The organism is Actinomycetospora sp. C-140 (assembly GCF_054796175.1).
Genome location: NZ_JBTWNF010000005.1, coordinates 311,195 through 335,418, shown reverse-complemented (window position 1 = coordinate 335,418; position 24,224 = coordinate 311,195). Strand labels below are relative to the sequence as shown.

Annotated in this window: 24 protein-coding genes; 12 read left to right on the top strand and 12 right to left on the bottom strand. The window is 73.8% G+C overall.

The features are described from left to right. Nucleotides 1-15: 15 nt before the first annotated feature. Nucleotides 16-1,506: a lyase family protein gene (locus ACR9E3_RS11485; protein WP_460380353.1), complete on the bottom strand. Its 1,491-nt coding sequence runs from the start codon at nt 1,504-1,506 to the stop codon at nt 16-18. Further along, on the bottom strand, nt 1,503-2,423 hold the full coding sequence (locus ACR9E3_RS11480; protein ID WP_460380352.1) for a TIGR03564 family F420-dependent LLM class oxidoreductase: 921 nt from the start codon (nt 2,421-2,423) through the stop codon (nt 1,503-1,505). Before ACR9E3_RS11480 ends, ACR9E3_RS11485 begins: the two co-directional genes overlap by 4 nt. Before the next feature lie 103 nt (nt 2,424-2,526). On the opposite strand from ACR9E3_RS11480, the gene ACR9E3_RS11475 reads away from it, so the two are divergent. Further along, complete coding sequence (locus ACR9E3_RS11475; protein ID WP_460380351.1) at nt 2,527-3,708, top strand: alpha-hydroxy-acid oxidizing protein; 1,182 nt, start codon at nt 2,527-2,529, stop codon at nt 3,706-3,708. A 54-nt stretch (nt 3,709-3,762) separates the two neighbouring features. Further along, nucleotides 3,763-4,290, top strand: coding sequence for a TIGR03086 family metal-binding protein (locus ACR9E3_RS11470; protein WP_460380350.1), 528 nt, complete (start codon nt 3,763-3,765; stop codon nt 4,288-4,290). Nucleotides 4,291-4,330: 40 nt separating this feature from the next. On the opposite strand, the gene ACR9E3_RS11465 is transcribed toward ACR9E3_RS11470, so the two are convergent. The 3 genes from ACR9E3_RS11465 to ACR9E3_RS11455 are packed head-to-tail and all read right to left on the bottom strand — an operon-like array spanning nt 4,331 to nt 7,387. Beyond that, nucleotides 4,331-5,371 (bottom strand): hypothetical protein, encoded by a 1,041-nt coding sequence (locus ACR9E3_RS11465; protein WP_460380349.1) that lies wholly within the window; start codon nt 5,369-5,371, stop codon nt 4,331-4,333. A gap of 7 nt (nt 5,372-5,378) precedes the next feature. Continuing rightward, on the bottom strand, nt 5,379-6,404 hold the full coding sequence (locus ACR9E3_RS11460; RefSeq protein ID WP_460380348.1) for an alpha-ketoacid dehydrogenase subunit beta: 1,026 nt from the start codon (nt 6,402-6,404) through the stop codon (nt 5,379-5,381). Further along, nucleotides 6,392-7,387, bottom strand: coding sequence for a thiamine pyrophosphate-dependent dehydrogenase E1 component subunit alpha (locus ACR9E3_RS11455; RefSeq protein ID WP_460380347.1), 996 nt, complete (start codon nt 7,385-7,387; stop codon nt 6,392-6,394). Before ACR9E3_RS11455 ends, ACR9E3_RS11460 begins: the two co-directional genes overlap by 13 nt. A gap of 139 nt (nt 7,388-7,526) precedes the next feature. Here ACR9E3_RS11455 and ACR9E3_RS11450 point away from each other — a divergent pair, with 139 nt between their 5' ends. The 8 genes from ACR9E3_RS11450 to ACR9E3_RS11415 all read left to right on the top strand — a co-directional run bounded on the left by ACR9E3_RS11450 (nt 7,527) and on the right by ACR9E3_RS11415 (nt 14,914). Next, nucleotides 7,527-8,357: an oxygenase MpaB family protein gene (locus tag ACR9E3_RS11450; RefSeq protein ID WP_460380345.1), complete on the top strand. Its 831-nt coding sequence runs from the start codon at nt 7,527-7,529 to the stop codon at nt 8,355-8,357. Nucleotides 8,358-8,482: 125 nt separating this feature from the next. Beyond that, nucleotides 8,483-9,625, top strand: a complete 1,143-nt coding sequence (locus tag ACR9E3_RS11445; RefSeq protein WP_460380425.1) for an acetyl-CoA C-acetyltransferase — start codon at nt 8,483-8,485, stop codon at nt 9,623-9,625. 12 nt (nt 9,626-9,637) lie between these two features. After that, nucleotides 9,638-10,405, top strand: coding sequence for an SDR family oxidoreductase (locus tag ACR9E3_RS11440; RefSeq protein WP_460380344.1), 768 nt, complete (start codon nt 9,638-9,640; stop codon nt 10,403-10,405). A gap of 44 nt (nt 10,406-10,449) precedes the next feature. Further along, complete coding sequence (locus ACR9E3_RS11435; protein ID WP_460380343.1) at nt 10,450-11,079, top strand: maleylpyruvate isomerase family mycothiol-dependent enzyme; 630 nt, start codon at nt 10,450-10,452, stop codon at nt 11,077-11,079. 110 nt (nt 11,080-11,189) lie between these two features. Continuing rightward, complete coding sequence (locus ACR9E3_RS11430) at nt 11,190-12,719, top strand: NCS1 family nucleobase:cation symporter-1 (protein WP_460380342.1); 1,530 nt, start codon at nt 11,190-11,192, stop codon at nt 12,717-12,719. A 9-nt stretch (nt 12,720-12,728) separates the two neighbouring features. Continuing rightward, nucleotides 12,729-13,448, top strand: a complete 720-nt coding sequence (locus tag ACR9E3_RS11425) for a mycothiol-dependent nitroreductase Rv2466c family protein (protein WP_460380341.1) — start codon at nt 12,729-12,731, stop codon at nt 13,446-13,448. After that, on the top strand, nt 13,448-14,128 hold the full coding sequence (locus tag ACR9E3_RS11420; protein WP_460380340.1) for an aspartate/glutamate racemase family protein: 681 nt from the start codon (nt 13,448-13,450) through the stop codon (nt 14,126-14,128). Before ACR9E3_RS11425 ends, ACR9E3_RS11420 begins: the two co-directional genes overlap by 1 nt. A gap of 249 nt (nt 14,129-14,377) precedes the next feature. Further along, on the top strand, nt 14,378-14,914 hold the full coding sequence (locus ACR9E3_RS11415) for a flagellar basal body-associated FliL family protein (protein ID WP_460380339.1): 537 nt from the start codon (nt 14,378-14,380) through the stop codon (nt 14,912-14,914). Between the two features lie 73 nt (nt 14,915-14,987). Here ACR9E3_RS11415 and ACR9E3_RS11410 read toward each other — a convergent pair whose 3' ends face one another. Then, nucleotides 14,988-16,124 carry an NYN domain-containing protein gene (locus ACR9E3_RS11410; RefSeq protein WP_460380338.1) on the bottom strand — a complete coding sequence of 379 codons (1,137 nt, stop codon included), beginning with the start codon at nt 16,122-16,124 and terminating at the stop codon, nt 14,988-14,990. A gap of 111 nt (nt 16,125-16,235) precedes the next feature. Here ACR9E3_RS11410 and ACR9E3_RS11405 point away from each other — a divergent pair, with 111 nt between their 5' ends. Together ACR9E3_RS11405 and ACR9E3_RS11400 are read left to right on the top strand one after the other, a co-directional pair. Beyond that, a complete protein-coding gene (locus tag ACR9E3_RS11405) occupies nt 16,236-17,267 on the top strand; it encodes a M29 family metallopeptidase (protein WP_460380337.1) in 1,032 nt (343 codons plus the stop codon). After that, nucleotides 17,264-18,046, top strand: coding sequence for a maleate cis-trans isomerase family protein (locus tag ACR9E3_RS11400; protein ID WP_460380336.1), 783 nt, complete (start codon nt 17,264-17,266; stop codon nt 18,044-18,046). The genes ACR9E3_RS11405 and ACR9E3_RS11400 overlap by 4 nt, the downstream gene beginning before the upstream one ends. A gap of 203 nt (nt 18,047-18,249) precedes the next feature. Here the strand turns inward: ACR9E3_RS11400 and ACR9E3_RS11395 are convergent, their stop codons facing one another. Genes ACR9E3_RS11395 through ACR9E3_RS11370 form a run of 6 tightly spaced genes read right to left on the bottom strand, consistent with a single transcriptional unit; the run spans nt 18,250 to nt 24,198 of the window. Then, on the bottom strand, nt 18,250-19,098 hold the full coding sequence (locus ACR9E3_RS11395; protein WP_460380335.1) for an alpha/beta fold hydrolase: 849 nt from the start codon (nt 19,096-19,098) through the stop codon (nt 18,250-18,252). After that, entirely contained in the window at nt 19,095-19,763 is a 669-nt protein-coding gene (locus tag ACR9E3_RS11390; RefSeq protein WP_460380334.1) for an isochorismatase family protein, read from the bottom strand. The genes ACR9E3_RS11395 and ACR9E3_RS11390 overlap by 4 nt, the downstream gene beginning before the upstream one ends. Further along, a complete protein-coding gene (locus ACR9E3_RS11385; protein ID WP_460380333.1) occupies nt 19,753-20,451 on the bottom strand; it encodes an SRPBCC family protein in 699 nt (232 codons plus the stop codon). The genes ACR9E3_RS11390 and ACR9E3_RS11385 overlap by 11 nt, the downstream gene beginning before the upstream one ends. Further along, entirely contained in the window at nt 20,448-20,933 is a 486-nt protein-coding gene (locus ACR9E3_RS11380; RefSeq protein ID WP_460380332.1) for a (2Fe-2S)-binding protein, read from the bottom strand. The genes ACR9E3_RS11385 and ACR9E3_RS11380 overlap by 4 nt, the downstream gene beginning before the upstream one ends. Continuing rightward, nucleotides 20,930-23,332 carry a xanthine dehydrogenase family protein molybdopterin-binding subunit gene (locus ACR9E3_RS11375; RefSeq protein ID WP_460380331.1) on the bottom strand — a complete coding sequence of 801 codons (2,403 nt, stop codon included), beginning with the start codon at nt 23,330-23,332 and terminating at the stop codon, nt 20,930-20,932. Before ACR9E3_RS11375 ends, ACR9E3_RS11380 begins: the two co-directional genes overlap by 4 nt. Further along, nucleotides 23,329-24,198: an FAD binding domain-containing protein gene (locus ACR9E3_RS11370; protein ID WP_460380330.1), complete on the bottom strand. Its 870-nt coding sequence runs from the start codon at nt 24,196-24,198 to the stop codon at nt 23,329-23,331. The genes ACR9E3_RS11375 and ACR9E3_RS11370 overlap by 4 nt, the downstream gene beginning before the upstream one ends. Nucleotides 24,199-24,224: the final 26 nt, after the last annotated feature.

Below are 24,224 nucleotides of genomic sequence, written 5' to 3'. Positions count from 1 at the left end.
GTATCGGTACTTCGATCACGGCGACGCCCGGGGCTCGCCGACCAGGCGCGCAGCCCGGCGCCGTACGTCGTCCTCGGCGTCGTCCCACCGGGCCCGCCGCGCCATCACGTCCGCGCGGACGATCTCGGCGGCCTCGGCGCAGTCCGCCGCCATCGCCCGCACGACCGACGGCGCCGCGCCGCCCCGCGAGTCGCGGCCGCGCACGATCGAGCCCGGGTCGAGGACCGCGGTGAGGTCGCCGTCGACCACCGGGCCGAGGGCGTCCGCCTCGAGCCCGGTCGCGACGGCCGCGTCGACGAGCATCGACGGGGTGAGGTCGACCCCGGCGAGCCCCTCGGCCTCGGCGCGGCGCACGGCGGCGCCGACGACGTCGTAGGCGCTGCGGTAGTCGAGTCCCGCGGTGATCATCAGGTGCTCGGCGAGGTCCGCGGCCTGCGAGAACCCGGCGCGCAGCGTCGCCGCCATCGCCGCCGCGTCCACCTCGAGGCCGGCCACCACCCCGGCCATGAGGCGCGTCGCCCGCGTCGCGAGGTCGAGGGCGCGCGGCACCTCCCCGTAGGCGAAGATCAGCTGGTCGCTGCGCGCCGACGGGCTCTTGGCCAGCGAGAGCATCCCGGTCGCGCGTCCGATGAGCACGCCCGCCTCACCGCGCACCATCGTCAGCGCGTACGGGTTGCGCTTCTGCGGCATGAGCACGCTCGTGCGCGTGTGCCCGGCCGCGAGCCGCACCCAGCCGAACTCCTCGCTGCTCCAGATCTCGAGGTCCTCGGCGAGCCGGTCGAGCGTCGTCACCAGGCCCGCGGCGTGGGCGACGACCGCCGTGAACCCGTCGGCCTGCCACATCGCGTCGCCCGTGTGCTCGATGACGCCCGCGTACCCGAGCAGCGCCGCGGTCCGGGTGCGCTCGCCGGTCAGCGGGCTGCCGTTCACCCCGCCCGCGCCGGCCGGGCTGCGGTCGAGGCGGTCGAGCTCGGCGACGAGCCGCTCGACGTCCCGGAGCACCGGGTAGGCGACGCCGAGGAGGTGGTGCCCGAGCGTCGAGGGCTGCGCGTGCTGCAGGTAGGTGTGCTCGACCATGAGCGTCTCGGCGTGCGCGTCGGCGGCCCGCGCGGTCGCGAGGACGACCTCGGCGGCGGCGGTGACGAGCGCGGCGAGATCGCGGCGCACCCGCAGCCGCAGGGCGATCCGGACGGCCTCGCGGCGGGGGCGCCCGGCGTGCAGCCAGCCCGCGTCGCGGCCGATCGTCGCGGCGAACCGCCGCTCGCGGCAGTTGTAGACCTCGCCGTGCTCCGGGTCGTAGCCGAACTCGCCGGCCGGGGTGGCGTCCGCCTCGCGCAGCACGGCCGCGAGCCGCGGCACCACGTGCTCGGGCACGATCCCGCGCTCGCGCAGCACGAGCAGGTGCGCGAGGTCGGCGACGTTGAGCCCGTCGTGCAGCAGCGGGGCGTCGGCGACCTCGACGGCGAAGCCGGCCTCGACGAGCTCGTCGGCGTAGCGCCCGCTCACCGCGAGCCCAGCTCCGCGAGCAGGGCCCGGGTGCGCCGCGCCACGGCGCCGTCGGTGTCGGCGCCGGCGGGGAACGGGACGGCCCACAGCTCGGTGACGCCGAGGTCGGCGAGGCGGTCCACGGCGGCCTCGACGACCGCCTCCGGTCCGGCGACGGCGAGCTCGCCGACGGAGTCCACGCCCTCGCGCTCGAACAGCCGGCGGTAGTTGTCCAGCCCGGCATAGCGGGCGAAGACGTCCTCGGCGGCGGCGCGCGCGGCGTCCGGGTCGTCGGTGACGGCGACGGGCAGGGCGGCGACGACGCGCTTCCCGCCGCCGAGGGCCGGGACGATCTGCTCGCCGAGCGTGCGGGGCCCGGCGAGCCAGGTGACGACACCGTCGGCCTCGCGTGCCGCCCGGACCATGCGCGGGGAGAGCGCCCCGACGAGCACGGGCACCGGGGCCGCGCCCGGGACGCGGAAACCGCCGTGCACGCGGTGGTGCTCCCCGTCCACCGCGACCTCCTCGCCGCGCAGCAGGGGCACCAGCACGGAGAGGTACTCGCGCAGGTGGTCGGCGGGGCTCGCGTACGGCAGGCCGTGCAGGCCCTCGATCACCGGACGGTGCGAGACGCCGACCCCCAGGGTCAGCCGTCCCCCGCAGAACGCCTGGGCCGTCGCCGCCTGCTGGGCGAGCGCGAGCGGGTGGCGGGGGTAGGTCGGGACGACGCCGACGCCCAGCGCGATCCGCGAGGTGACGCCGCCGGCGACGGTCAGGGTCGTCAGCGCGTCGACGGCGCGGGAGAAGTGCACGGTCCAGGCGCTCGCGAACCCGTCCTCCTCGGCGCGGCGGACGTCGTCGACCACCTCCGCGGGCGGGCCGGGACGTCCGACGACCTCGCCGCCGACCGTGATGCCGATGCGCAGGGCCCGCGCCATGACCGGAGCATCGGCCACACCCGGTGCACGCGACCATGTCCGGCCGGGACGAATCGCGCGATCGCCCTGGTCGGCGCCGCGGGCGCGCGGAGATGATGACCCGATGGCCGGCCCCGACCGCTACGGCGCGGAGATCTACCGGGCGGGGCGCGACGGCGTGGTCCCGGACCTGCCCACCGACCCGAGCCGCCTGGAGGCCGCGGCCGAGCGCGTGCTGCCCGGTGCGGCGTTCGACTACGTGGCCGGGGGCGCCGGGTCCGGCGCGACGATGCGCGCCAACCTCGCGGCGTTCGACCGTCACGGGCTCGTCCCGCGGCTGCTGCGGGACAACGCCGAGCGCGACTGGTCGACGACGGTGCTCGGCACCGCGATGCCCGCGCCGCTGCTGCTCGCCCCGATCGGGGTGCAGTCGCTGCTGCACGAGGAGGGCGAGCTCGCCACCGCGCGGGCGGCCGCGGGGCTGGGCGTGCCGATGGTGCTCTCGACCGCCGCGTCGCACACCACCGAGGAGGTCGCCGCCGCGGCTGACTCTGCCGGGGACGGCCCGCGCTGGTACCAGCTCTACCGCCCGCTCGACGACGACGTCGCCCGCAGCCTCCTCGACCGCGCGCGGGCGGCGGGGTTCACGACGCTCGTCGTCACCCTCGACACGTGGACGCTCGGCTGGCGCCCGCGCGACCTCGACCGCGGCCACCTGCCCTTCCTGCGCGGGGTGGGCACGGCGATCCCGTTCTCCGACCCCGCCTTCCGGTCGCTGCTCGCGCGGCCCCCGGAGGAGGACCTGGTCGCCGCGGCGGACCTGCGCCAGCGGCTGTTCACCGGGACGGCGTGGGGGTGGGACCGCCTCGAGCCGATCCGCGCGCACTGGGACGGCCCGATGCTGGTCAAGGGCGTGCAGTGGGGCGAGGACGCGGAGATCGCGATCGACGCAGGCGCCGACGGCGTGATCGTCTCCAACCACGGCGGGCGGCAGGTCGACCGGGCCGTCGGCGCCCTGTCGGCGCTGCCCGGCGTCGTCGCGGCGGTCGGGCACCGCGTGCCGGTGCTGTTCGACTCCGGCATCCGGACGGGCGCCGACGCGGCGGTCGCGCTGGCGCTCGGCGCGGACGCGGTGCTCCTCGGGCGGCCCTGGGCCTACGGCCTCGCGCTGGGCGGTGAGGCCGGGGTGCGCCACGTCGTGCGCTGCGTGCTCGCCGAGCTGGACACCACCCTCGGGCTCGCGGGCCACCGCGACCTCGCCGACCTGCACGCCGCGCCGGACGCGGTGTGCGCGACGCGCACGTGAGCAGTTCGGCGTGCTGCAGCACGCCGAACTGCTCACATGACCGGAGGTCACCTCATGGACACAGCAGTGCTGCGGCGGGGGCTGGAGCAGACGGCCGACGTGCTGGCGGGTGTGGAGGGAGATCCGCCCACCACCCCGACACCGTGCGAGGGCTGGACGCTGCAGGACCTCGTCGACCACGTCGTCGCGGCACCGTGGCGCTTCGCGGTGATGGTGCGCGGCGAGGCACTCGACTGGTCCGCGCCGACACCACCCGCCGGCGGCGACCCGGTGGCCGCGTTCTGCGCGCACGCCACCGAGCTGCTGACCGCGTGGGCGGAGCACGGCGACACCGTGACCGGGCCGGGCGTCGACTGGCAGTGCGCCGAGCTCGCGGTGCACACCTGGGACCTCGCCAGGACGACGGGCCTCGCCACCGCCCACCTCGACCCCGAGGTCGCCGAGCTCGGGCTGGCGTTCATGCGCGCCCACCTCACCGCCGACATCCGCGGCCCAGCGTTCGGCCCCGAACAGCCCGCCCCCGACGGCGCCGACCCCTACGTCCGCATCGCCGCCTTCGCCGGCCGCCGCGTGGGTGCGTGAGCAGTTGGCGCCCCGGCAGGGGCGCCAACTGCTCACATGGCTAGAGCGCCTTGCGGACCTCGTCGGCGGCCTGGCCCATGTGGCGCAGCTTCGCGTAGGCGGTGGTGCGGCTGAAGTAGCCGAGGCCGCAGTCGGGCGCCACGAGCAGGCGGTCGGCGGGCACGACCTTCAGCGCGCGGCGGATGCGGTCGGCGATCTGCTCCACGCTCTCCACCATCGTGTTCTTCGCGTCGACGACGCCGACACCGAGCACCTTGTCGACCGGGAACTCGCCGAACGCGTCGAGCTCGGCGAAGTCCTTGTTCGTGAACTCGAGGTGCACCACGTCGACCGGCGACTCGCGGAACAGCGGCATCATCTCCTTCGCGTGGTCGTCGAAGATGTCGCGCTGGCCGTCGACGCTGCCGTAGCAGACGTGCCAGAACTTCATCATGTCGACGCCCTCGAAGAGGATCTGCTGGCACTCGATCTGCCACATGTCCGTCGTGTAGGGCGGCAGCACGTCGATCAGCTGGACGGCCTCGAGCCCCAGGTCCTGCAGGTAGCGCAGCTCCTTGTTGAGCGCGCGGGCGATGTCCTTGGCCAGCGCCACGCCGTCGCCGTAGTGCTGGTCGTCGAGGATGATCGACTGCTGGGCCGGGCCGAGCATCGCGATCTTGAACGGGCGGTCGGTCGCGTTCTTCATCGCGTAGTTGACCGACTCGAAGATCGGGCGCTTCCACTCGACCTTGCTGACCACCTGGCCCTTGTAGAACGGCGCGTACTTCGCGCCGTCACCGGGCGGGCCGTAGTTGGTGATGCCGCCGAGGTTCTCGGGGATGAAGTGGAAGATCGGTTCGAGCTGGAAGCCCGGCGCCTCCCACTCGTAGTACTGCGCGCCGTCGCACAGGACGTGCAGGCCCGCCCGTTCCTGTTCGAGCGCGGTGATCTTGCAGGCGTCCTCGTAGGCGACGCGCAGGTTGTGGCTGCGGTACGTGGGCTCGTCCCCGCACCCCAGGATCCGGCCCTGGAGCCAGTGCGGCCGCGGGAACGCGGACACGGCCGACACCGGGAGCAGGACATCCTCGTTCCGAATCCGCATGAGATCTTCATCCTCTCGCTGTTGCTGGCGTGAGCACGTCGCGGACCGCGGCGACGACCTTGTCCGCGGACGGCAGGACCTCGGCCTCCATGGCCGCGGCGACGGGGAGCGGGACGTTGCCGCCGGACACCCGGCGGACGGGGGCGCGCAGGTCGGCGAAGGCCTCCTCGGCCACGATCGCGGCGATGCCCGCGCCCCAGCCGAGCTGGCCGGGGTTCTCCTCGACGATCACCACGCGCCCCGTGCGCCGCACCGACGCGAGCACCGCGGCCGCGTCGAGGGGGACGAGCGTGCGCAGGTCGAGCACCTCGGCGGAGACGCCGTCCTCCGCCAGGGTCGACGCGGCCTCCAGGCACATGCCGACCGTGCGGGCGAGGCCGACGAGCGTGACGTCGTCGCCGTCCCGCCGCGTCGCGGCCTGACCGAGGCTCACGACGTGGTCCGCTGACTCCGAGGGTCCGGCTCCGCTGCGCTGCGCGTCCACCGGCGCCTCGCCCTTCGTCCCGAACAGCGCCTTGTGCTCGAAGACCAGCACCGGCTCGTCGTCCCGGATCGCGGCCGCGAGCAGCCCCCACATGTCGGAGGGGTCCGACGGCGACACGATCTTGATGCCGGGGACGCACATCGCCCAGTTCTCGATCGCCTGGCTGTGCTGGGCGCCGAAACCGAGCCCGCCGCCGTTCGTCCCGCGGATCACCAGCGGCATCCGCAGCTGGCCGCCGGTCATGTAGCAGGCCTTGGCGATCTCGTTGGCGACCTGGTCCCAGCAGGTGGCGTAGAAGTCCGAGAACATGATCTCCGCGACGGGACGCAGCCCCGCGGCGGCGGCGCCCATGGCCGCGCCGGCGATGGCCTGCTCGGAGATCGGGGTGTCCCAGACGCGGTCGGTGCCGAAGCGGTCGCGCAGCCCCGCGGTCGTCTTGAAGACCCCGCCGGACCCGACGTCCTCGCCGAGCAGCACGACGCGCTCGTCGCGCGCCATCTCCTGGGCGAGCGCGCCGGCGACCGCCTCGCGATACGTCAGTTGCGCCACGTCGAGCTCCCGTCGCTCCACATCCCGGTCCACGCGGCCGCGGCGTCGGGGGTCGGGGCCTCGAGGACGCGGACCGCGAGGTCGTCCATCTCGCCCTTGACCCGCGCGACGACCGCCTCGGTCTCCGCGGCGGTGGCGTCGCCGGCCTCGGTCAGCCGCTGGGCGGCCTTCACCACCGGATCGCGCAGCCACGCCGCGCTGACCTCGTCGGCGTCGCGGTAGGCCGCGCCGTCGGCGACCGAGTGGCCGCCGAGCCGGTAGGTCGTCGCCTCGAGCAGCGTCGGGCCGTCGCCGCGGCGCGCCCGCTCGACGGCACGGGCCGCCGTCTCCCGGACGGCCTCCACGTCGTTGCCGTCGACTACCACCGGCTCGAGCCCGTAGGCAGGCGCCCGGTCCGCGGCCGGCCGCGCGACGGGGATGACGTCGCCGATCGGCGTGTACTCCATGTACTGGTTGTTCTCGCAGACGAACACGATCGGCAGCGCCCAGACCGCCGCGAGGTTCACGGCCTCGTGGAAGGCGCCGATGTTCGTGGTGCCGTCGCCGAAGAAGCACGCCGTCACCCGGCCGTCGCGGCGGATGCGGCTCGCCCACGCCATGCCGACCGCGGTGGGGATGTGCCCGCCGACGATGGCGTAGGAGCCGTAGTAGCCGTGCGCGACGCTCGTGATGTGCATCGAGCCGCCCTTGCCGCCGCAGATCCCGCCCTCGCGGCCGAGCAGCTCGCGCAGCACCGCCTCCGGGTCGGCGCCGCGGGCCAGGGCGTGGGCGTGGCCGCGGTAGGTGCCCAGCGAGGCGTCGCCGGGGCCGAGCGACGAGGCGACGCCGACCGCGATCGCCTCCTGGCCGATCCCGAGGTGCGCCGGCCCGCGCACGCGCCCCTGGCGGTAGAGCACGTCGAGCTTCGCCTCGAAGTGCCGGATGCGCAGCATCTGTTCGTACAGCCCGCGCAGGCCCACGTCCTGCGCCACCGACCCCGTCACGCACCCGACGCTAGTGACGCACGTCGCACCCGGGCCTCGTCCCGGCAGGTCAACAGATCACCGGGGGCTCGGACCGCCGGGACCAGCTCTCGACCGTCCCCGCGGGGTTGCGGCGCCGCGGAGTGGTGACCCCATCGGTATGACCACCGCCGCGCCGGGGAACGACCTCGGCCTGTTCGGACCGACGTCGGTGACGTGGCGGGTGCAGCTCGAGCCCGTGCTGTGGGTCGCGGGCATGCGGGCGCTGCTGCTGCAGTCGCTGCACCCGCAGGTGATGCGCGCGACGTACCAGAACTCGGCGCTGTTCGACCCGAAGAAGGCCTGGCCCCGGTTCCAGCGCACCGTCGGGTTCGTCGGCACCCGCACGTTCGGTAACCGCACCGAGGTCGACGCGGCCGGAGCGCGGGTCCGCCGGCTGCACGCGACGCTGCGCGGACGCGACCCCGACGGCACCGTGATCGCCCTCGACGACCCGCAGAACCTGCTCTGGGTGCACAACGCCGAGATCGACTCCTACGCCGACGTCGCCCGCCGGGCCGGGGTGGTCGACGACGCCGAGGCCGACGCCTACGTCGCCGAGAGCGTCCGCGCCGCGGAGGTCGTGGGCCTCGACCCGGCGATCGTGCCCGCGTCCCGCGCCGAGCTCGCCGCCTACTTCGACCGGGTCCGCCCGCAGCTCGCGCTCACCGACGAGGCCCGCAACGGCGTCGGCGGCCTGCTGACACCCCAACCGAGCGCCCCGACGGGGATGGCGCTGGCGCTCTCGTCGATCGCGGCGATCTCGTTCTCGACGCTGCCCCGGTGGGCGCGGCGGATGTACGGGCTGCCGGGGCTGCCGACCACCGACCTCGGCGTCACGGTCGCCCTGCGCGCGCTGCGCACCGCGACGACCCTGCTGCCCGACCTCCCCGCCCCGCCCGACATCGACCGCGCGCGCCGCCTCGTCCGGGAGGCCCGCGCCGCCGGCTGACCAGGGGCGACAGCGAGGGCTGGGCGAGGGTGACGAGGTCGGCCTGGTGTCAGCCTGGCGTCCACGCTGACAATCAGCGTCAGGAAATCCCCCACGATCACCCGAGCGAGGAGGCACGCGTGGCCGTGACCGAGGCCTACATCGTCGACGCCGTCCGCACGCCGATCGGCACCCGCAAGGGCGCGCTGGCCGACGTGCACCCCGCCGATCTGGGCGCGCACGCGCTCACGGCGCTGGTCGACCGCACGGGCATCGACCCCGGCACCGTCGACGACGTCCTCATGGGCTGCGTGAGCCAGCTCGGCCCGCAGGCCGGCGTCATCGGCCGCACCGCCTGGCTCTCGGCGGGCTTCCCGGAGCACGTGCCCGGCGTGACGATCAACCGCGCGTGCGGCTCGTCGCAGCAGGCCCTGCACTTCGCCGCGCAGGCGGTGCTCTCGGGCACGCAGGACATGGTCATCGCCGCCGGTGTCGAGAACATGGCGATCGTCCCCATCGACGCCAACGCCGCGGTGCTCGAGAAGATGGGCACCCGCCGCGAGGGCGCGGGCTGGATCGAGCGCTACGGCGAGCAGGAGATCAGCCAGTTCCGCGGGGCGCAGCTGATCGCCGAGAAGTGGGACCTGCGCCGCCCGCAGCTCGAGGAGTTCGCCGTCGAGAGCCACCGCCGCGCCGCGCGGGCCACCGACGAGGGCCGCTACACCTCCCAGATCGCCCCGCTGAACGGCCTCGAGCGCGACGAGGGCATCCGTCCGGACGCCAACGTCGAGAGGATGTCCACCCTGCCGGCGCTGCGCGAGGGCTACGAACTCACGGCCGCGGTCTCCAGCCAGGTCTCGGTGGGCGCGGCGGCGCTGCTCGTCGCCTCCGAGGACGCGGTGCGCCGTCACGGCCTGACCCCGGTGGCGAAGGTGACGACGCTGTCGGTGGTCGGCGAGGACCCGGTCTACATGCTCACCGGCCCCATCCCCGCCACGCGCGACGTCCTGCGCCGCGCCGGCCTGACCATCGACGACATCGACCTCTTCGAGTGCAACGAGGCCTTCGCGCCGGTCGTGCTCGCCTGGGCGCAGGAGACGGGCGCGCCGCTCGAGCGCACCAACGTCAACGGCGGCGCGATCGCCATGGGCCACCCGCTCGGCGCGACCGGCGCTGTGCTCGCGACCAAGCTCGTCCACGAGCTGGCGCGCACGGGCGGTCGGCGCGGCCTGCAGACGATGTGCGAGGGCGGCGGCCAGTCCAACGCGACGATCATCGAGCGCGTCTGACACCCTCCGCGCATGGAGCTGCGTGATCGCGTCGCGGTCGTCACGGGCGCCGGCGGGGGCATCGGGCGCGCGCTCGTCGGGGCCCTCGCCGCGGCGGGCGCCCGCGTGGTGGCGACCGACCTGGACGTGCCCGAGGTCGAGGGGGCGGCCGTGGCCCGCGCGCTCGACGTCACCGACGCCGAGGCCACCGCGGCGCTGCTGGACGAGGTCGGTCCCGTCGACGTCTACCTCGCCAACGCGGGCGTCGCCGCGGGTACCGACCCGATGGACACCCCCGACGAGCTCTGGGAGACGGTCCTCGGCGTCAACCTCCGCGCGCACATCACCGCCGCGAAGCTCCTGCTGCCCGGATGGCTCGAGCGCGGCGAGGGCTACTTCGTCGCGACGGCGTCGGCCGCGGGCCTGCTCACCCAGATCGGCTCGGCGCCCTACGCGGTGAGCAAGCACGCCGCCGTGGCGTTCGCCGAGTGGCTCTCGGTGACCTACGGCGCCCGCGGCGTGCGGGTCAGCACGCTGTGCCCCATGGGCGTCGCCACGCCGATGCTCGACACCGGCGCCGACGAGGGCGGGATGTCGGCCGCGGCGACGGGGGCGGTGCGCGCGGCGGGCGAGGTCCTCACGCCGGAGACGGTCGCCGCCGCGGTGGTCGAGGGGATCGGGCGCGAGGAGTTCCTCATCCTGCCCCACCCCGAGGTGCTGACGTTCTTCCGCCGGAAGGCCGACGACTACGAGCGCTGGCTCGCCGGGATGCGCCGCCTGCAGGAGTCCGTCAGCCGCTGACCGGAGCCTCGTGACCACGGGGTGTGCGCTGGCAGGCTCTCCGGGTGGCCGACGTCCTCGCGCTCGCGCAGGAGGAGCGGGGAGAGCTCGCCTCGTTCCTCGCGGAGCTCACGCCCGCGCAGTGGGACGCGCCGACCCTGTGCTCGCGGTGGTCGGTGCGCGACGTCGTCGCCCACGTCATCGGCTACGACGTCCAGGGGATGACGGGGTTCTGGCGGACGTTCGTCCTCGCGGGCGGCTCGCCGGACCGGGCCAACCAGCGCGTCGTCGACGCCTTCCGCGAGCTCGAGCCGTACGGCCTGCTCGACCTCGTGCGCCGCTACCGGACCCCGGAGGGGCCGACGGCCCGGTTCGGCTACCGGATCGCGCTCACCGACGGGGCGATCCACCAGCAGGACATGCGCCGGCCCCTCGGGATGCCGCGCAGGATCCCGCCCGAGCGGCTGCGGGCGATCCTCGACTTCGCGATGGTCGCCCCGCCGATCCGGGCGTCGGTACGCACCCGCGGGCTGCGCCTCGTCGCCACCGACCTCGACTGGAGCTCCGGGCAGGGCCCCGAGGTGCGGGGACCGGGGGAGGCCGTGCTCATGGTGGCCGCCGGTCGCCGGGACGCGCTGGGCGAGGTCGACGGCGCCGGTCTCGACACGTTGACCGAGCGGATGCCCCGCGACTGAGCGTCGTCACCTGTTACGTCTCGGTGAAGAGCGATCGCGGCGTCTCCCGTTCCCGGGGTGCCGGTTCCTAGCGTCCGTTCCGGATCACCCACCCGGACGGGGGACACGACATGACCGACGCCCTGCCGCGGCCCGACGGTTACTCGGCCGGCCACGACGACCTCGTCGAAGCGGCCGGCCACCCGGTCGGCAGCGGCGTCGCCGGCGAGGGCTACGACGAGCGGCTGACCAACGAGGACCTGGCCCCGCTGCGCGAGCAGCACTGGGGCTCCTACAACTTCTTCGCGTTCTGGATGTCGGACGTGCACTCCGTCGGCGGCTACCTCACCGCGGGCAGCCTGTTCGCGCTCGGCCTCGCGGCGTGGCAGGTGTTCATCGCGCTGATCATCGGCATCGCGATCGTCTACCTGTTGTGCAACCTCGTCGCCCGCCCGAGCCAGGCGACGGGGACGCCCTACCCGGTGGTCTGCCGGACGTCGTTCGGGGTGCTCGGAGCGAACATCCCCGCGATCATCCGCGGGCTCATCGCCGTCGCCTGGTACGGCATCCAGACCTACCTCGCGTCGGCGTCGCTCGTGGTGGTCGCGCTCAAGCTCTGGCCCGGGCTCGCCCCGTACGCCGACGACGCGACCGGGTTCACCGGTCTGTCGGCGCTCGGCTGGGCCGCCTTCGGGATCATGTGGGTGCTGCAGGCGCTGGTGTTCTGGAAGGGCATGGAGGCCATCCGCCGGTTCATCGACTTCTGCGGTCCGGCGGTCTACGTGGTCATGTTCCTGCTCGCCGGCTACCTCGTGATCGAGGCCGGGCCGTCGAACATCGACCTGAACCTCTCGGAGAACCTGGTCTCCGGGTGGGCGGTGCTGCCGGTGATGGCCACGGCGGTCGCGCTGATCGTCTCCTACTTCTCGGGCCCGATGCTCAACTACGGCGACTTCACCCGCTACGGGAAGTCGTTCGCGGCGGTGCGCAAGGGCAACTTCCTCGGCCTGCCCGTCAACTTCCTCGTCTTCGCGATCCTCGTGGTCGTCACGGCTGCGGCGACCCAGCCGGTGTTCGGCGAGATGATCGACGACCCGGTGGAGACCGTCGCCCGTCTCGACTCGACGTTCGCCGTGGTCCTCGGCGCGCTCACCTTCATGATCGCGACGGTCGGCATCAACATCGTCGCGAACTTCGTCTCGCCGGCCTTCGACTTCTCCAACGTCAACCCGCGCCGGATCAGCTGGCGGATGGGCGGCATGATCGCCGCCGTCGGGTCGGTGCTGCTCACGCCGTGGAACCTCTACTCCGATCCCGAGGTCATCCACTACACGCTCGACACCCTCGGCGCGTTCATCGGCCCGCTCTACGGCGTGCTGATCGCCGACTACTTCCTGGTCAAGCGCCGCCGCCTGGTCGTCGACGACATGTACACGCTCTCGCCGGCCGGCCGGTACCACTTCCGCGGCGGCTACAACCCGGTCGCGATCGCCGCGACGGTCGTCGGCGCGATCGGGGCGATGCTGCTGGTGCTGCTCGGGTCCACCGACGCGGCGTCGTTCAGCTGGTTCGTCGGGGCGGGGATCGCGTTCGCCCTGCACTGGGGGCTGTCGCGCCGGGCGGGGCACGTGCTCCCGGCGGAGGACGCGACGCCGACCTAGGCTCGGAGCGTGGACGTCCGTTTCTGGTTCGACCCGGTGTGCCCGTTCTGCTGGATGACGAGCAAGTGGTTGCGGCTCGTCGCCGGGCAGCGTGACCTGACGATCGAGTGGCGGTTCATCTCGTTGCGGCTGGTCAACGCGGGCGTCGACTACGACGCCTGGTTCCCGCCGGAGTACGAGGCGGGGCACACCGCCGGGCTGCGGATGCTGCGGGTGGCCGCGCGAGTCCGCCAGGAGCACGGGGCCGACGCGCTCGACCGCCTGCAGGAGGCGTTCGGCCGGCACGTCTTCGAGCGGGAGCCGGTGCCGGACACGGCGACGTCGCGGGAGACCCAGGGCTCCGAGGCGTTCGTCGCGGAGGTGCTGACGACGGCCGGGCTGCCGACGTCGCTGGTCGAGACCCTCGCCGACACCGCGTGGGACCCGGTCGTCCAGGCCGAGACCGACGAGGCGCTCGCGCTGACCGGCAAGGACGTCGGGACGCCGATCATCCAGGTGGACCCGCCCGACGGGCTGGCGTTCTTCGGCCCGGTGATCAGCCGGATGCCCACCGAGGAGCAGGCCGGCGAGCTGTGGGACCACGCGGTCGGGCTGGCCCGCTTCCCGGGCTTCGCGGAGCTCAAGCGCAGCCTGCGCGAGCGCCCGCAGCTCCCGTCGTTCGGGGTCACCACCTCCGACGTCGGGCTCGTCGAGGACTGGCACGGCGGGAGCCGCCGCCAGCACCGCTGATGCGGCTCCAGGTCGTCAACCCGAACACGACGGCGTCGATGACGGCGACGATCGGCGCCGCCGCGCGGTCGGTGGCCGCGCCCGGCACCGAGATCGTCGCGGTCACCTCGCCGCACGGCCCGGTCTCGATCGAGAGCCACCACGACGAGGCGATGGCGGTCCCCGGCCTGCTCGCCGCGCTGGATCCGTCGGCCGACGCGCACGTCATCGCGTGCTTCGGCGACCCCGGCCTCGACGCCGCCCGGGAGGTCGCGCGCGGCCCGGTGGTCGGGATCGCCGAGGCGGCGATGCGCACGGCGCTCTACCTGGGCCGGGCGTTCTCGGTGGTGACGACGCTCGCGCGCACCGCGGGCCGGGCCGAGGAGCTCGCGCAGCGCTACGGGGCGGCGCACGCGTGCCGGCGGGTGCGGGCGTGCGAGGTGCCGGTGCTGGGCCTGGAGGATCCGGCCGCCCGGGCCGCGATCCTGCGCGAGTGCCGGGCGGCGGTGGAGCTCGACGGAGCCGACGTGATCGTGCTGGGCTGCGCCGGGATGGCCGACCTGTGCGCCGCCCTGACCGCCGAGCTCGGCGTCCCGGTGCTCGACGGCGTCGCCGCCGCGACCCGCGCGGCGGAGTCGCTCGTCGCCCTCGGCGTCACGACCTCCCGCCGCAGCGAGTACGCCCCGCCACCGCCGAAGTGACGCGCTCGGCATCTCTGGGGCAACGCGCTGTGACAACAGCCCACCGGCGGCCGTAGAGCTGTGATCTGCGACGATGTCGTCGGTAGCCCGGCGTCGCGTGGTTCGCATCCGTCGTCGCCGGGCTACCCTCCACGAACGAGTGAATCTCGGGCAGCTTTACTAACGCATTGCGCACAAGGCTCGATCTGTCGGTTGCGAACCACGCAAGCGCGGTTGCTGTAGAGGCAACCATGAACCGACGGAGCTCCCATGGCCATCCCGACCGACCACTCGGCGCCGCCCACCCAGCCCACGCCTGGCCCGAAGAAGCAGCCGAGGATCGGACTCTTCCTCCTCGCTCTCTGCGGCCTCGCGATCGCCTACTTCGCCGGCCTGGGCGTCGGCGGCGCCAACGCGACCGTGCAGCCCGTTGCGCAGCCCGCGCCCTCCGTGACCACCCGCACCGTGACGGTTCCCGGCCCGACCGTCACCGTGCCCGGTCCGACGGTCACCGTCCCCGGTCCGACGGTGACGGTCCAGGCCTCACAGCCGGCGTCCGCGTCGACCGCGCCCGCGGCTGGATCGAGTTTCAGCTCCGGGACGTACGAGGTCGGGACCGAGATCGAGCCCGGGACCTATCGGACCAGTGGGTCGGACTTCTGCTATTGGTCCCGGCTCAACTCCAACGACGGTGAACTCGGCTCGATCAACGCGAACGGATTCGCGGACGGGCCGAGCTCGATGAGCGTCAAGGCCGGCGACAAGTACATCGAGTTCAGCGGCACGTGCTCCTGGACGCGACGCTGATCGCGGCCCTCTGCGCGGGACGGATCGGGGTCGTCGTCATGGCCCCGATCCCCTCGGTCGCGTTGGACCTCACTCAGTACACCGACAGCTGGTAGTCGCCGCGCCCCTCGTCCCAGTCCATCGTGACCAGGTCGCGCGACCGTGCGGCGCGGGCGAAGGACAGGAAGTTGTTGAAGCCGTAGCGCTTCTCGGAGAACCCGGGGTCGCGCTTGCGCATCTGGTCCTTGAGCCCCGAGAGCTGCGGCGGTCCACCGGCGGCCTCGAGGTCGCGCACGGTGGTCGCGAACAGGGCGAACGCCTCGTCCTCGGCGGAGGTGTCCTCGGGGAACGCGACCTCGGGGTCGCCGGCCGCGGTGCCCGGCGCGAGGGCGACGACCCCGCGGTTCTCGAGGTGGCGCAGCAGCTCGCCGAAGCCGCGGAAGCCCTGGTCGCCCTCGTCGAAGGTCGGGTCCTTGCGCAGGATGGCGCGCTTGAGGGTCGACGCGCGCACCGGGCCGTCGGTGGCGCGCGCCAGCCCGGCGAGCGTGCTGCTGACCACCGCGGTGAGGTCGGGGTCGGACCCGGCGGCGGGGGCGTCCTCGGGCATGGGGTCGTCGGGCACCGGCGCGGGGGGTTCGACGGGTGCCGTGGCCGCCGCAGGTCCCGCGGGTCCGGCGGGTCCGGCCGCTGGCGCCGGGGTCGTCACGGGGGCCGACCGCCGCCGCGTCTGCTTCGCCGGCATCGGCCGGCCCTCGACACCGGGCAGACGGTCGTAGAAGAGGAACTCGTCGCAGGCCGCGGGCAGCAGCGCCGAGGTGGAGGACTGCACACCGATGCCGATGACACGCTTGTCCATCTCGCGCAGCTTGTGCATCAGCGGGGTGAAGTCGGAGTCGCCGGTGCCGATGGCGAAGGTGGTGACGAACCCGCGCTCGTAGGCCAGCTCGATCGCGTCGACGGCCATCTTGATGTCGGCGGCGTTCTTGCGGGAGCCGCCGATGCGCTGCGGGATCTCGATCAGCTCGACCTGGGCGCGGGCGAGCAGACGGCGGTCCTCGTCGAACGCCGACCAGTCGCCGTAGGCCCGGCGCGTCACCACCCGGCCGCGTTCGGCGAGAGCGTCGGCGACCGGCCCGAAGTCGAACGGCGAGACGCCGAGCCCGTCGCGCGCCCCGATGGCGAGGTTCTCGTAGTCGAGGAACAGGGCAATGCGTTCGTCCTCCGGCGCCACCGGGGCAGCGTAGGCCCCTGCCCCGAGCGGCCGGTCCGCGGTGACGATTGCGTTGCAGACCTTGCGTGCTCGGATAGTACGTGCTCGGATTTAGGCGGAGGTGGTCGGCCGATGGACCAGAACCTGTTCAACGAGATCTGTCTGCAGCAGCTGCGGCTCTCCGGGGTGCACGAGGGCGAGACCGTCGCGGTCCTGACGCGGGGTGCCGAGCGCGGCGAGTACGCCGACGCGTTCCTGTGGGCGGCCCAGCAGCTCGGCGCGGCGACCTTCCACCTGCGCCTCCCGCCGCCGGCGTCCGCGTCGGGCGCGTGGGCGGTCGGCGACTCGGGTCTGGGGAACATCCCGCTGGCCGTGGACGCGCTGAAGGCCGCCGACATGGTCGTCGACTGCACCTTCCTGCTCTTCTCCCCGGAGCAGTTCGCGATTCAGGACGCCGGCACCCGCATCCTCACCGCCGTCGAGCCCCCCGAGCTGCTGGCCCGCCTCATGCCGACCACCGAGCTGCGGGAGCGCGTCGAGTACGGCGCCGACCTGCTGGCCAAGGCCCAGACGATGCGCATCACCAGCCCGGCCGGCACCGACGTCACCTACCGCCTCGGCGTCTACCCGACGCTCTCCGAGTACGGCTACACCGACACCCCCGGGCGCTGGGACCACTGGCCCGCGGCGTTCGTGTTCACCGGCGGCGCCGACGACGGCGTCGACGGGCAGATCGTCCTCTCGCCCGGGGACGTGCTGCTGCCGTTCAACACCTACGTGCAGACCCCGGTGACGCTGACGATCGAGCAGGGGTTCATCCGGGACATCCGCGGTGGCCTCGACGCGGAGCTGCTGTCGTCGTACATCAAGAGCTTCGACGACCCCCGCGGCTACGGTATGTCCCACGTCGGGTGGGGTCTCGACGAGCGGGCGCACTGGCACGGCCTGACCCAGTTCCCGGGCGGCATGGGCATGGAGCTGCGCAGCTTCTACGGCAACGTCATGTTCTCGATCGGGCCCAACAACGAGCTCGGCGGCCCCAACGACACGCCCTGCCACTTCGACATCCCGATGCGCGGCAACTCGCTGTACCTCGACGACGAGCTGGTGGTGGACTCCGGAGAGCTGACCATCCCCGAGATGCGTCCTACCGTGAAGCGATGACCGACCACCACATCGGGATGATCGTCCCGAGCTCCAACCTCACGATGGAGACCGAGCTGCCGCGGATGCTCGCCGCGCGCGAGCGGGCGATCCCGTCCGACCGGTTCGTGTTCCACGCCGCGCGGGCGCGCATGCAGCACGTGACGCCCGAGCAGCTCCAGGCCATGAACGCCCAGGCCACCCGCGCGGCCACCGAGCTCGCCGACGCCCGGCCCGACGTGGTCGCGACGGCGTGCCTGGTCGCGATCATGGCGCAGGGGCCCGGGTTCCACTGCACCGCCGAGGACGACATCACCGCGGCGCTGCGGGCGGAGGGCTCGTCCGCTCCCGTCGTCTCGAGCGCCGGCGCGCTCATCTCGGGGATCGCGGCGCTGGGAGCGAAGCGGGTCGCGATCGTGACGCCGTACATGAAGCCGCTGACCCAGGCCGTGGTGGCGTACCTGGAGGACGCGGGCGTCGAGGTCGTCGACTCGCTGTCGCTCGAGGTGCCCGACAACCTCGCCGTCGCCCGCCTGGACCCCGCCGACCTGCGGGAGCACTACACGAAGCTCGACCTCTCCGGCGCCGACGCCCTCGTGCTCTCGGCGTGCGTGCAGATGCCGTCGCTGCCGGTGGTGCAGGCGGTGCAGGACGAGGTCGGGCTCCCGGTGCTCTCCGCGGCCACGGCGACGACGTTCCGGATCCTGTCCTCGCTCGGACTGGAGACCCGCGTGCCCGACGCCGGCGCGCTGCTCAGCGGCACCGTCGCCGACCCGGGAGACGTCACCCGCGCCGCCTGAGGTGTTGTCAGCGAAGTGCCGTCACAGACGCTCAGCGTCCGTATCGGTACTTCGATCACTCGCGACGGCGGGCGACCGCGGGGCGACCCGGTACGCGGGCCCCGGCGACGTCCCACGCGCATTCATGATCGCTTCAGGTGCTCCGTGGACCCGATGTGGTGGGGTCGATGGAGCACCCGGAGCGATCTCCGTTCTCGGCGCGCTCAGAGCAGCGAGCGCAGTGCCTCGCGGGTCGCCGCGAGCGCGGCGGCCGGGTCGTCCCAGAACACCATGTGCCCGGTGCCGGGCACCTCGACGAGGGTCGCCTCCGGGTTGGCCTTCGCCGCCTCCTCGGCGCCGGCCGCGGTGACCACCGGGCTGTCGCCGCCGTGGATCAGCACCGTGGGCGCGGGGACCGAGGGCCAGGTCGCGAAGAAGTCCTCGGACTCGAAGCCCGCGTGGGTGGCGACGACCGCGTCGCGCGAGATCGAGCCCAGCCACCGGGCGCGCAGCTCCTGCTCGCGACGCGGCCAGCGCGGCCAGGACGCCGCCACCTCGTCGGCGTCCGTCCCCCGCCGGGCCTGGTCCAGCTGGCCGAGGAACGCCTCGAGCGTCGTCGGGTACGGGCCGCGGTCCGGGCCGCTCATGGGCGGGTCGACGAGCACCGTGCCGCGCAGGTCGAGGCGGGTCGCGGCGACGGCGGTGATGCGCGCGCCCATGGAGTGGCCCAGCACGAGGGGGCGCTCGAGGCCGAGGCCCTCGACCACCGCGGCCACGTCGGCGGCGTAGGCGTCGAGGGCGTAGGTGTCCCCGTTGTCCGAGAGGCCGCGGCCGCGCACGTCGAGCACGAGCGGGCGGACCAGATCGGTGAGCTCGCGGGCGACGAAGTCCATGCTGATCGCCACGCTCGTGATGCCCGGGACGATCACCAGCGGGACGCCGTCGACCGGGCCGTGGTCGAGGACGTGGAGGCGCAGGTCGCCGGAGCGCACCCAACGGCTCACGGCCGGGGTGTCGGCCAGGTCGGCGAGGGCCGGCTGGGTCAGGACACGGTGGCTGGCGGACTCGGTCACGCGTCGGCCTTCCGGAACGGGTCGTCGAGGTAGGACACGGCGTCGTCGAGGGCGACGACGTCGGCGTACTTGGCCTGCAGGTCGAACAGCGCGGCGTCGTGGGGGCCCTGCGCGCGGTCGCCGCACGCCTCGGCGACCACGAGCGTGTCGAAACCGCCCTGGACGGCGTCGACGGCCGTGGCGCGCACGCAGCCCGAGGTCGTGGCACCGCAGACCACGGCGGTGTCGACGTGCAGGCCGGCGAGCAGCGCGGCCAGCGAGGAACCGTGGAACGCCGACGCGCCCTTCTTGGTGATGACGTGGTCGTCGGCGGCGAGCCCCAGCCGCGCGTCGAGGGCGACGGCGTCGCTGCCCTCACGCAGCGCTCGGATGCCTGGCGCCTTGCGCAGCCAGGCGATCGCGTCGCCGTCGGCCTCGGCCGGGGTGTAGGCGACGACGGTGGCGATCACCGGCACGTCGCGGCGGTGGGCGACCTCGATGAGCTGCGCGGTCGCGGCGACCTCGGCGGTCAGGTCGGCACCGAGGTCGAATCCGGGCTCGGTGAAGCCGCGGGTCAGGTCGACGACGATCAGTGCCGGGCGTGGCCCGCGGGGGACGCTCGCCCCCAGCCCGGCCCGGTCGTAGACGGCGTCGGTGGCCGAGCCGTGGAGTCCCTCAGCGCTCACGTCGCAGCTCCTCGATCAGCATCTTCTGGCCCTTCAGTCGGCCGAGCAGGTAACCCTGGACGACGCCGAACGCCGCGGCGCCGACCAGAGCGGCCCAGCGCCCGGCACCCGGCGGCAGCAGCATGGCGAGCCCGTCGACGGAGTCCTCGCTCGAGCTGGTGGATTTCCTGACGTCTGACGTCAGCGTGGACGCCAGGCTGGCACCGGAGGTGCCCGTACTCCCGCCGGCCGGGGTGCTCGCCGGGGTGCTCGACAGTTCGCCCGCGAGGTTGCGGGCGAACTGGTCGAGCAGGCGGCTCGAGACCGTCGTGATCGCGCCCTTCCCGAACTGCGCGATCTTCCCGCGGATCAGCAGGTCCGTGTGCAGGTCGAGGCGCGAGCCGCCGTCGGCCTCGGCGACCGAGAGCACGACGTCGGCCTCCGCGTCGCCGGCGCCGTGGGCGTCGCTCGCCCGCGCGGACAGGCGCAGGGTGCGCTCGTCCGGGACGACCTCGGTGAACCGCAGCGTGCCCGCGTACGCGGCGCTGATCGGGCCGACCTTGACCTTCACGCGGCCCCGGTAGGCCTCGCCCTCGCGGCCCTCGAGCGTCGCGCCCGGCAGGCAGCCGGCCACGCGTTCGACGTCGCCGAGCAGGGCGAACACGTCGTCCGGAGGAGCGGCGACGGCGAGGTGGTTGTCCAGGATCACGAGATCGTCTCCCGTCGGGACGCGGCCGTCGCGCACACCGCGTCCACGATCGTCTGGTAGCCGGTGCAGCGGCAGAGGTTCGCCGAGAGGGCCTCGCGGACCTCGTCGCGCGAGGCGTCCGGCGACTCCGCGAGCACGCCCTCGGCGAGCATGAGGAACCCGGGTGTGCAGAAGCCGCACTGCAGGGCGTGGTGGTCGGTGAACGCCTGCTGCAGGTCCGACAGCGCGCCGTCGTGGTCGAGCGACTCGACGGTGCGCACGTCGGCGCCCTCGGCCTGGACGGCGAACACGAGGCACGCGCGGACCGGGGCGCCGTCGAGGAGCACGGTGCACGCGCCGCACACCCCGTGCTCGCAGCCGACGTGGGTGCCGGTGAGGTGCAGGTCGTGGCGCAGGACGTCGGCGAGCGTGCGGCGCGGCTCGACGACCGCCTCGTGCTCGGTGCCGTTGACGTGCAGCGTCAGCAGGTGCGGGTCGTTCACGGCGTGCCCTCCAGCGCGTCCAGCACCGTGCTCGGGTGGATCGGTGTCGTGTCGAGCTCGACGCCGGTGCGGCGCAGCGCGTCGTTGACGGCGTTCAGCACCGCGGCGGGCGCGCCGATCGTGCCGCCCTCGCCGGCGCCCTTCGCCCCGTTCTCGGTGAACGCACACGGCGTCTCGAGGTGCGTGATCGACACGTCGGGGATCTCCGTCGCCGTCGGCACCAGGTAGTCGATGAACGACGCCGCCGACGGCTCGCCGTGCGCGTCGTAGGTGACCTCCTCGAACAGCGCCCCCGCGATGCCCTGCGCGATCCCGCCGCGGCACTGGCCGTCGACGACCTGCGGGTGGATCACCACGCCGCAGTCCTCGACGCACACGTAGCGCAGGATGCGGACCTGCCCGGTGCCCGGGTCGGCCTCGACGACGACGGCGTGCGTCGCGTTCGAGAAGGTGCCGTCGCCGGGGACGTCGAAGCTCGCGGTCGCGGTCAGCGTCGGCTCGACGTCCTTGGGCAGCAGGTGGCTGCGCAGGTAGGCGACGTCCGCGATGTCCTCGTACGACAGCCGCCGTGCCGGGTCGTCCACCACGATGACCCCGCCGGAACCGTCGAGGGCGACGTTCTCCGGCCGGGTCTCGAGCAGGTGCGCGGCGATGCGGCGCAGGAGCTCGCCGAGCCGCTCCGAGGCCAGCGCGACCGCCGAGCCACCGATCGTCACCGAGCGTGACGCGAACGTGCCCCACCCGTAGGCGATCCGCTCGGTGTCGCCCTGGCGCAGCTTCACGCGGGCGACGTCGATGCCGAGCCGGTCGGCCACGATCTGCGCGAACGTCGTCTCGTGCGACTGGCCGTGGTTCATCGTCCCGCTGGTGACGACGACCGCCCCGGTGGTGTCCATCCGGATCTCGGAGAGATCGAAGCCGGGGACGACGGTCATCCGCCGTTTCGCGAACGCCTCGGACCCGTAGCCCGTGCGCTCGGAGAAGCAGCAGAAGCCGATCCCGAGGTGTCGGTCCCCGGCGTCGCGCGCGTCGTACCAACCCTCCGCCCGCAGCGTCTCCTCGGCGAGGTCGAGCGACTCGCGGTAGGTCCCGGGGTCGTAGGTGACGGCGTTGACCCCGGTGTACGGGAACTCGGTGATGACGTTGCGGCGGCGGAGCTCGACCGGGTCCAGGCCGAGCGCCCGTGCCGCCTTCTCCATCACCCGCTCGATCGCCATGACGTACTGCGGGCGGCTCACGCCCCGGTAGGGCGCGGTGGGGGCCTTGTTCGTGGTGATCGCCCGGCCGCGCGCGCGGTAGGCGGGCACCCGGTAGACGCTCGGCATCTCCGCCGACGCCATCAGCGGTTCGATGCCGGCGGTGAAGGGGTAGCAGGAGTACGCGCCCATGTCGCAGACGACGTCGACGTCGAGGGCGGTGATGCGGCCGTCGGCGTCGAACGCCGCCCGCGTGTCGTAGTGCTGCTCGCGGGCGAGGAACCCGGCGGTGAGCGCCTCGCGCCGGTCCTCGATCCACTTCACGGGGCGGTGCAGACGCCGGGCGACGGCCGCGACCGCGATCTCCTCGCGCCCGACCACGCACTTCTGGCCGAAGCCGCCGCCCATGTCCGGGACGGTCACGCGCACGGTGCGCTCGGGGACGCCGAGGCAGCGCGCGACCATCGTGCGCACCTGGTGGGGCACCTGGGTGCACGTCTGCACCAGCAGCTGGTCGTCCCGCGCGTCCCACGACGCCACCGCGCCCCGGGTCTCCAGCGGCAGCGCGTTCTGCCGGCCGCTGCGCGTGGTGACCTCGACCGTGACGGCCGCGTCCGCGAACCCCTCGTCCACCCCCGGCGTGTCGAACATCGACACGTCGAGCAGGACGTTGTCCGGGGCCTCGTCGTGCACCGTGGTCGCGGCCGCGAACGCCGTCGCCTCGTCCACGACGGCGTCGACGACGTCGTACGACACCACCGCGGACTCGATCCCGTCCTCGACCGCGTACGGGTTGCGGGCGATGATGATCGCCACCGGCTCGCCGACGAACCGGACCTTGTCCTTCGCGAGCACCGGCATCGCGGTCGGCGTGAACTCCGCGGCGGGCCGGTCGAGCAGCGCGACGACGTCGCCGAGGGCGAGGTCGCCCGCGGCGAAGGCCGCGACGACGCCGGGCACTGCGCGGGTCGCGGTCAGGTCGACGTCGGTGAGGTGCCCGTGCGCGACGGTCGCGCGCACGAAGCCCGCGTGCAGCATCCCGGGCAGGGCGATGTCGTCGACGAAGCGCCCGCGGCCGGTGAGCAGGCGCGGATCCTCGTGGCGGGGGATCGAGGCGCCGACCCAGCGGCCCCTCTTCCCGTCGAATCTGGGGCCCTCGAAGCGGGGTTCGACCACGTCGGCCGGCAGCTCCGTCGCGGTCACCGGATCCCTCCCGCGGCCTCACGGCACGCGTCGGCGACCAGCGTCCGGGTCAGGCGCCGGCGGTAGGCGGCGGTCGTGCCCTCGTCGTCGGGCGGATCGACCGCGGCGACGGCCGCGTCGGCGACCGCGGCCCACAGGTCGTCCCAGGCCTCGCCGGCGAGCGCCGTCTCGGCCTCGGGCACCCGGATCGGAGCGGGCGCGACGCCGCCGAGGACCACCCGCCCGCCGGTCACGGTGGTGCCGTCCGTGTCCAGTGCCACCGCCGCGTCGACGATCGCGAAATCGCCGTGGCGGCGGGCGAACTCGGCCAGCGCCGCGTGCCGGGCCGGCCGGGTGAAGCGGACCTCGACGACGACCTCGTCGGGGTCGACGGCCGTGGCGTAGAAGCCGTGGAACAGCTCGCCGGCCGGGATCTCGCGGCGCCCGGCCGGGCCCTCGGCGACGACGACCGCGTCGAGGAGCAGCGCGAGCAGGCACCACTCGGCGGTCGCGTCGCCGTGCACGAGGCTCCCGGCGACGGTGCCGCGGCTGCGGATCGGCAGGTGTCCCACCCAGCGCATGGCGCGGGAGAGGACGGCCCAGTCGGGGGAGAGGGAGGCCGTCTCCACCGCGCGGTGCGTGACGAGCGCACCGAGGGTCAGGGCCCCGTCCTGCTCGTTGATCGCCGTCATCGACGGTGTCCGGCGCAGCGGGCCGAGGTCGACGAGCGCCGACGGCCGGGCGAGCCGGAAGTTCATCATCGGCATCAGGCTCTGCCCGCCGGCGATGACCTTCGGGTCCCCGCCCGCCGCGCCGAGCTCGGCGAGCAGCCCGACGGCGTCGGCGACGTCGTGCGCGCGGTGGTAGCTGAACGCGGCCGGCTTCACGTGATCTCCATGGGTCGAGCTCCGCA

Coding starts and splice junctions, on each gene's coding strand:
- ACR9E3_RS11480 (WP_460380352.1), bottom strand. CDS start 2,423: ATGGCGCGGGCCCTGCGCATCGGCATCACGGTCGGCGGCGAGGTCGTC.
- ACR9E3_RS11475 (WP_460380351.1), top strand. CDS start 2,527: ATGGCCGGCCCCGACCGCTACGGCGCGGAGATCTACCGGGCGGGGCGC.
- ACR9E3_RS11470 (WP_460380350.1), top strand. CDS start 3,763: ATGGACACAGCAGTGCTGCGGCGGGGGCTGGAGCAGACGGCCGACGTG.
- ACR9E3_RS11465 (WP_460380349.1), bottom strand. CDS start 5,371: ATGCGGATTCGGAACGAGGATGTCCTGCTCCCGGTGTCGGCCGTGTCC.
- ACR9E3_RS11450 (WP_460380345.1), top strand. CDS start 7,527: ATGACCACCGCCGCGCCGGGGAACGACCTCGGCCTGTTCGGACCGACG.
- ACR9E3_RS11440 (WP_460380344.1), top strand. CDS start 9,638: ATGGAGCTGCGTGATCGCGTCGCGGTCGTCACGGGCGCCGGCGGGGGC.
- ACR9E3_RS11430 (WP_460380342.1), top strand. CDS start 11,190: ATGACCGACGCCCTGCCGCGGCCCGACGGTTACTCGGCCGGCCACGAC.
- ACR9E3_RS11420 (WP_460380340.1), top strand. CDS start 13,448: ATGCGGCTCCAGGTCGTCAACCCGAACACGACGGCGTCGATGACGGCG.
- ACR9E3_RS11415 (WP_460380339.1), top strand. CDS start 14,378: ATGGCCATCCCGACCGACCACTCGGCGCCGCCCACCCAGCCCACGCCT.
- ACR9E3_RS11405 (WP_460380337.1), top strand. CDS start 16,236: ATGGACCAGAACCTGTTCAACGAGATCTGTCTGCAGCAGCTGCGGCTC.
- ACR9E3_RS11400 (WP_460380336.1), top strand. CDS start 17,264: ATGACCGACCACCACATCGGGATGATCGTCCCGAGCTCCAACCTCACG.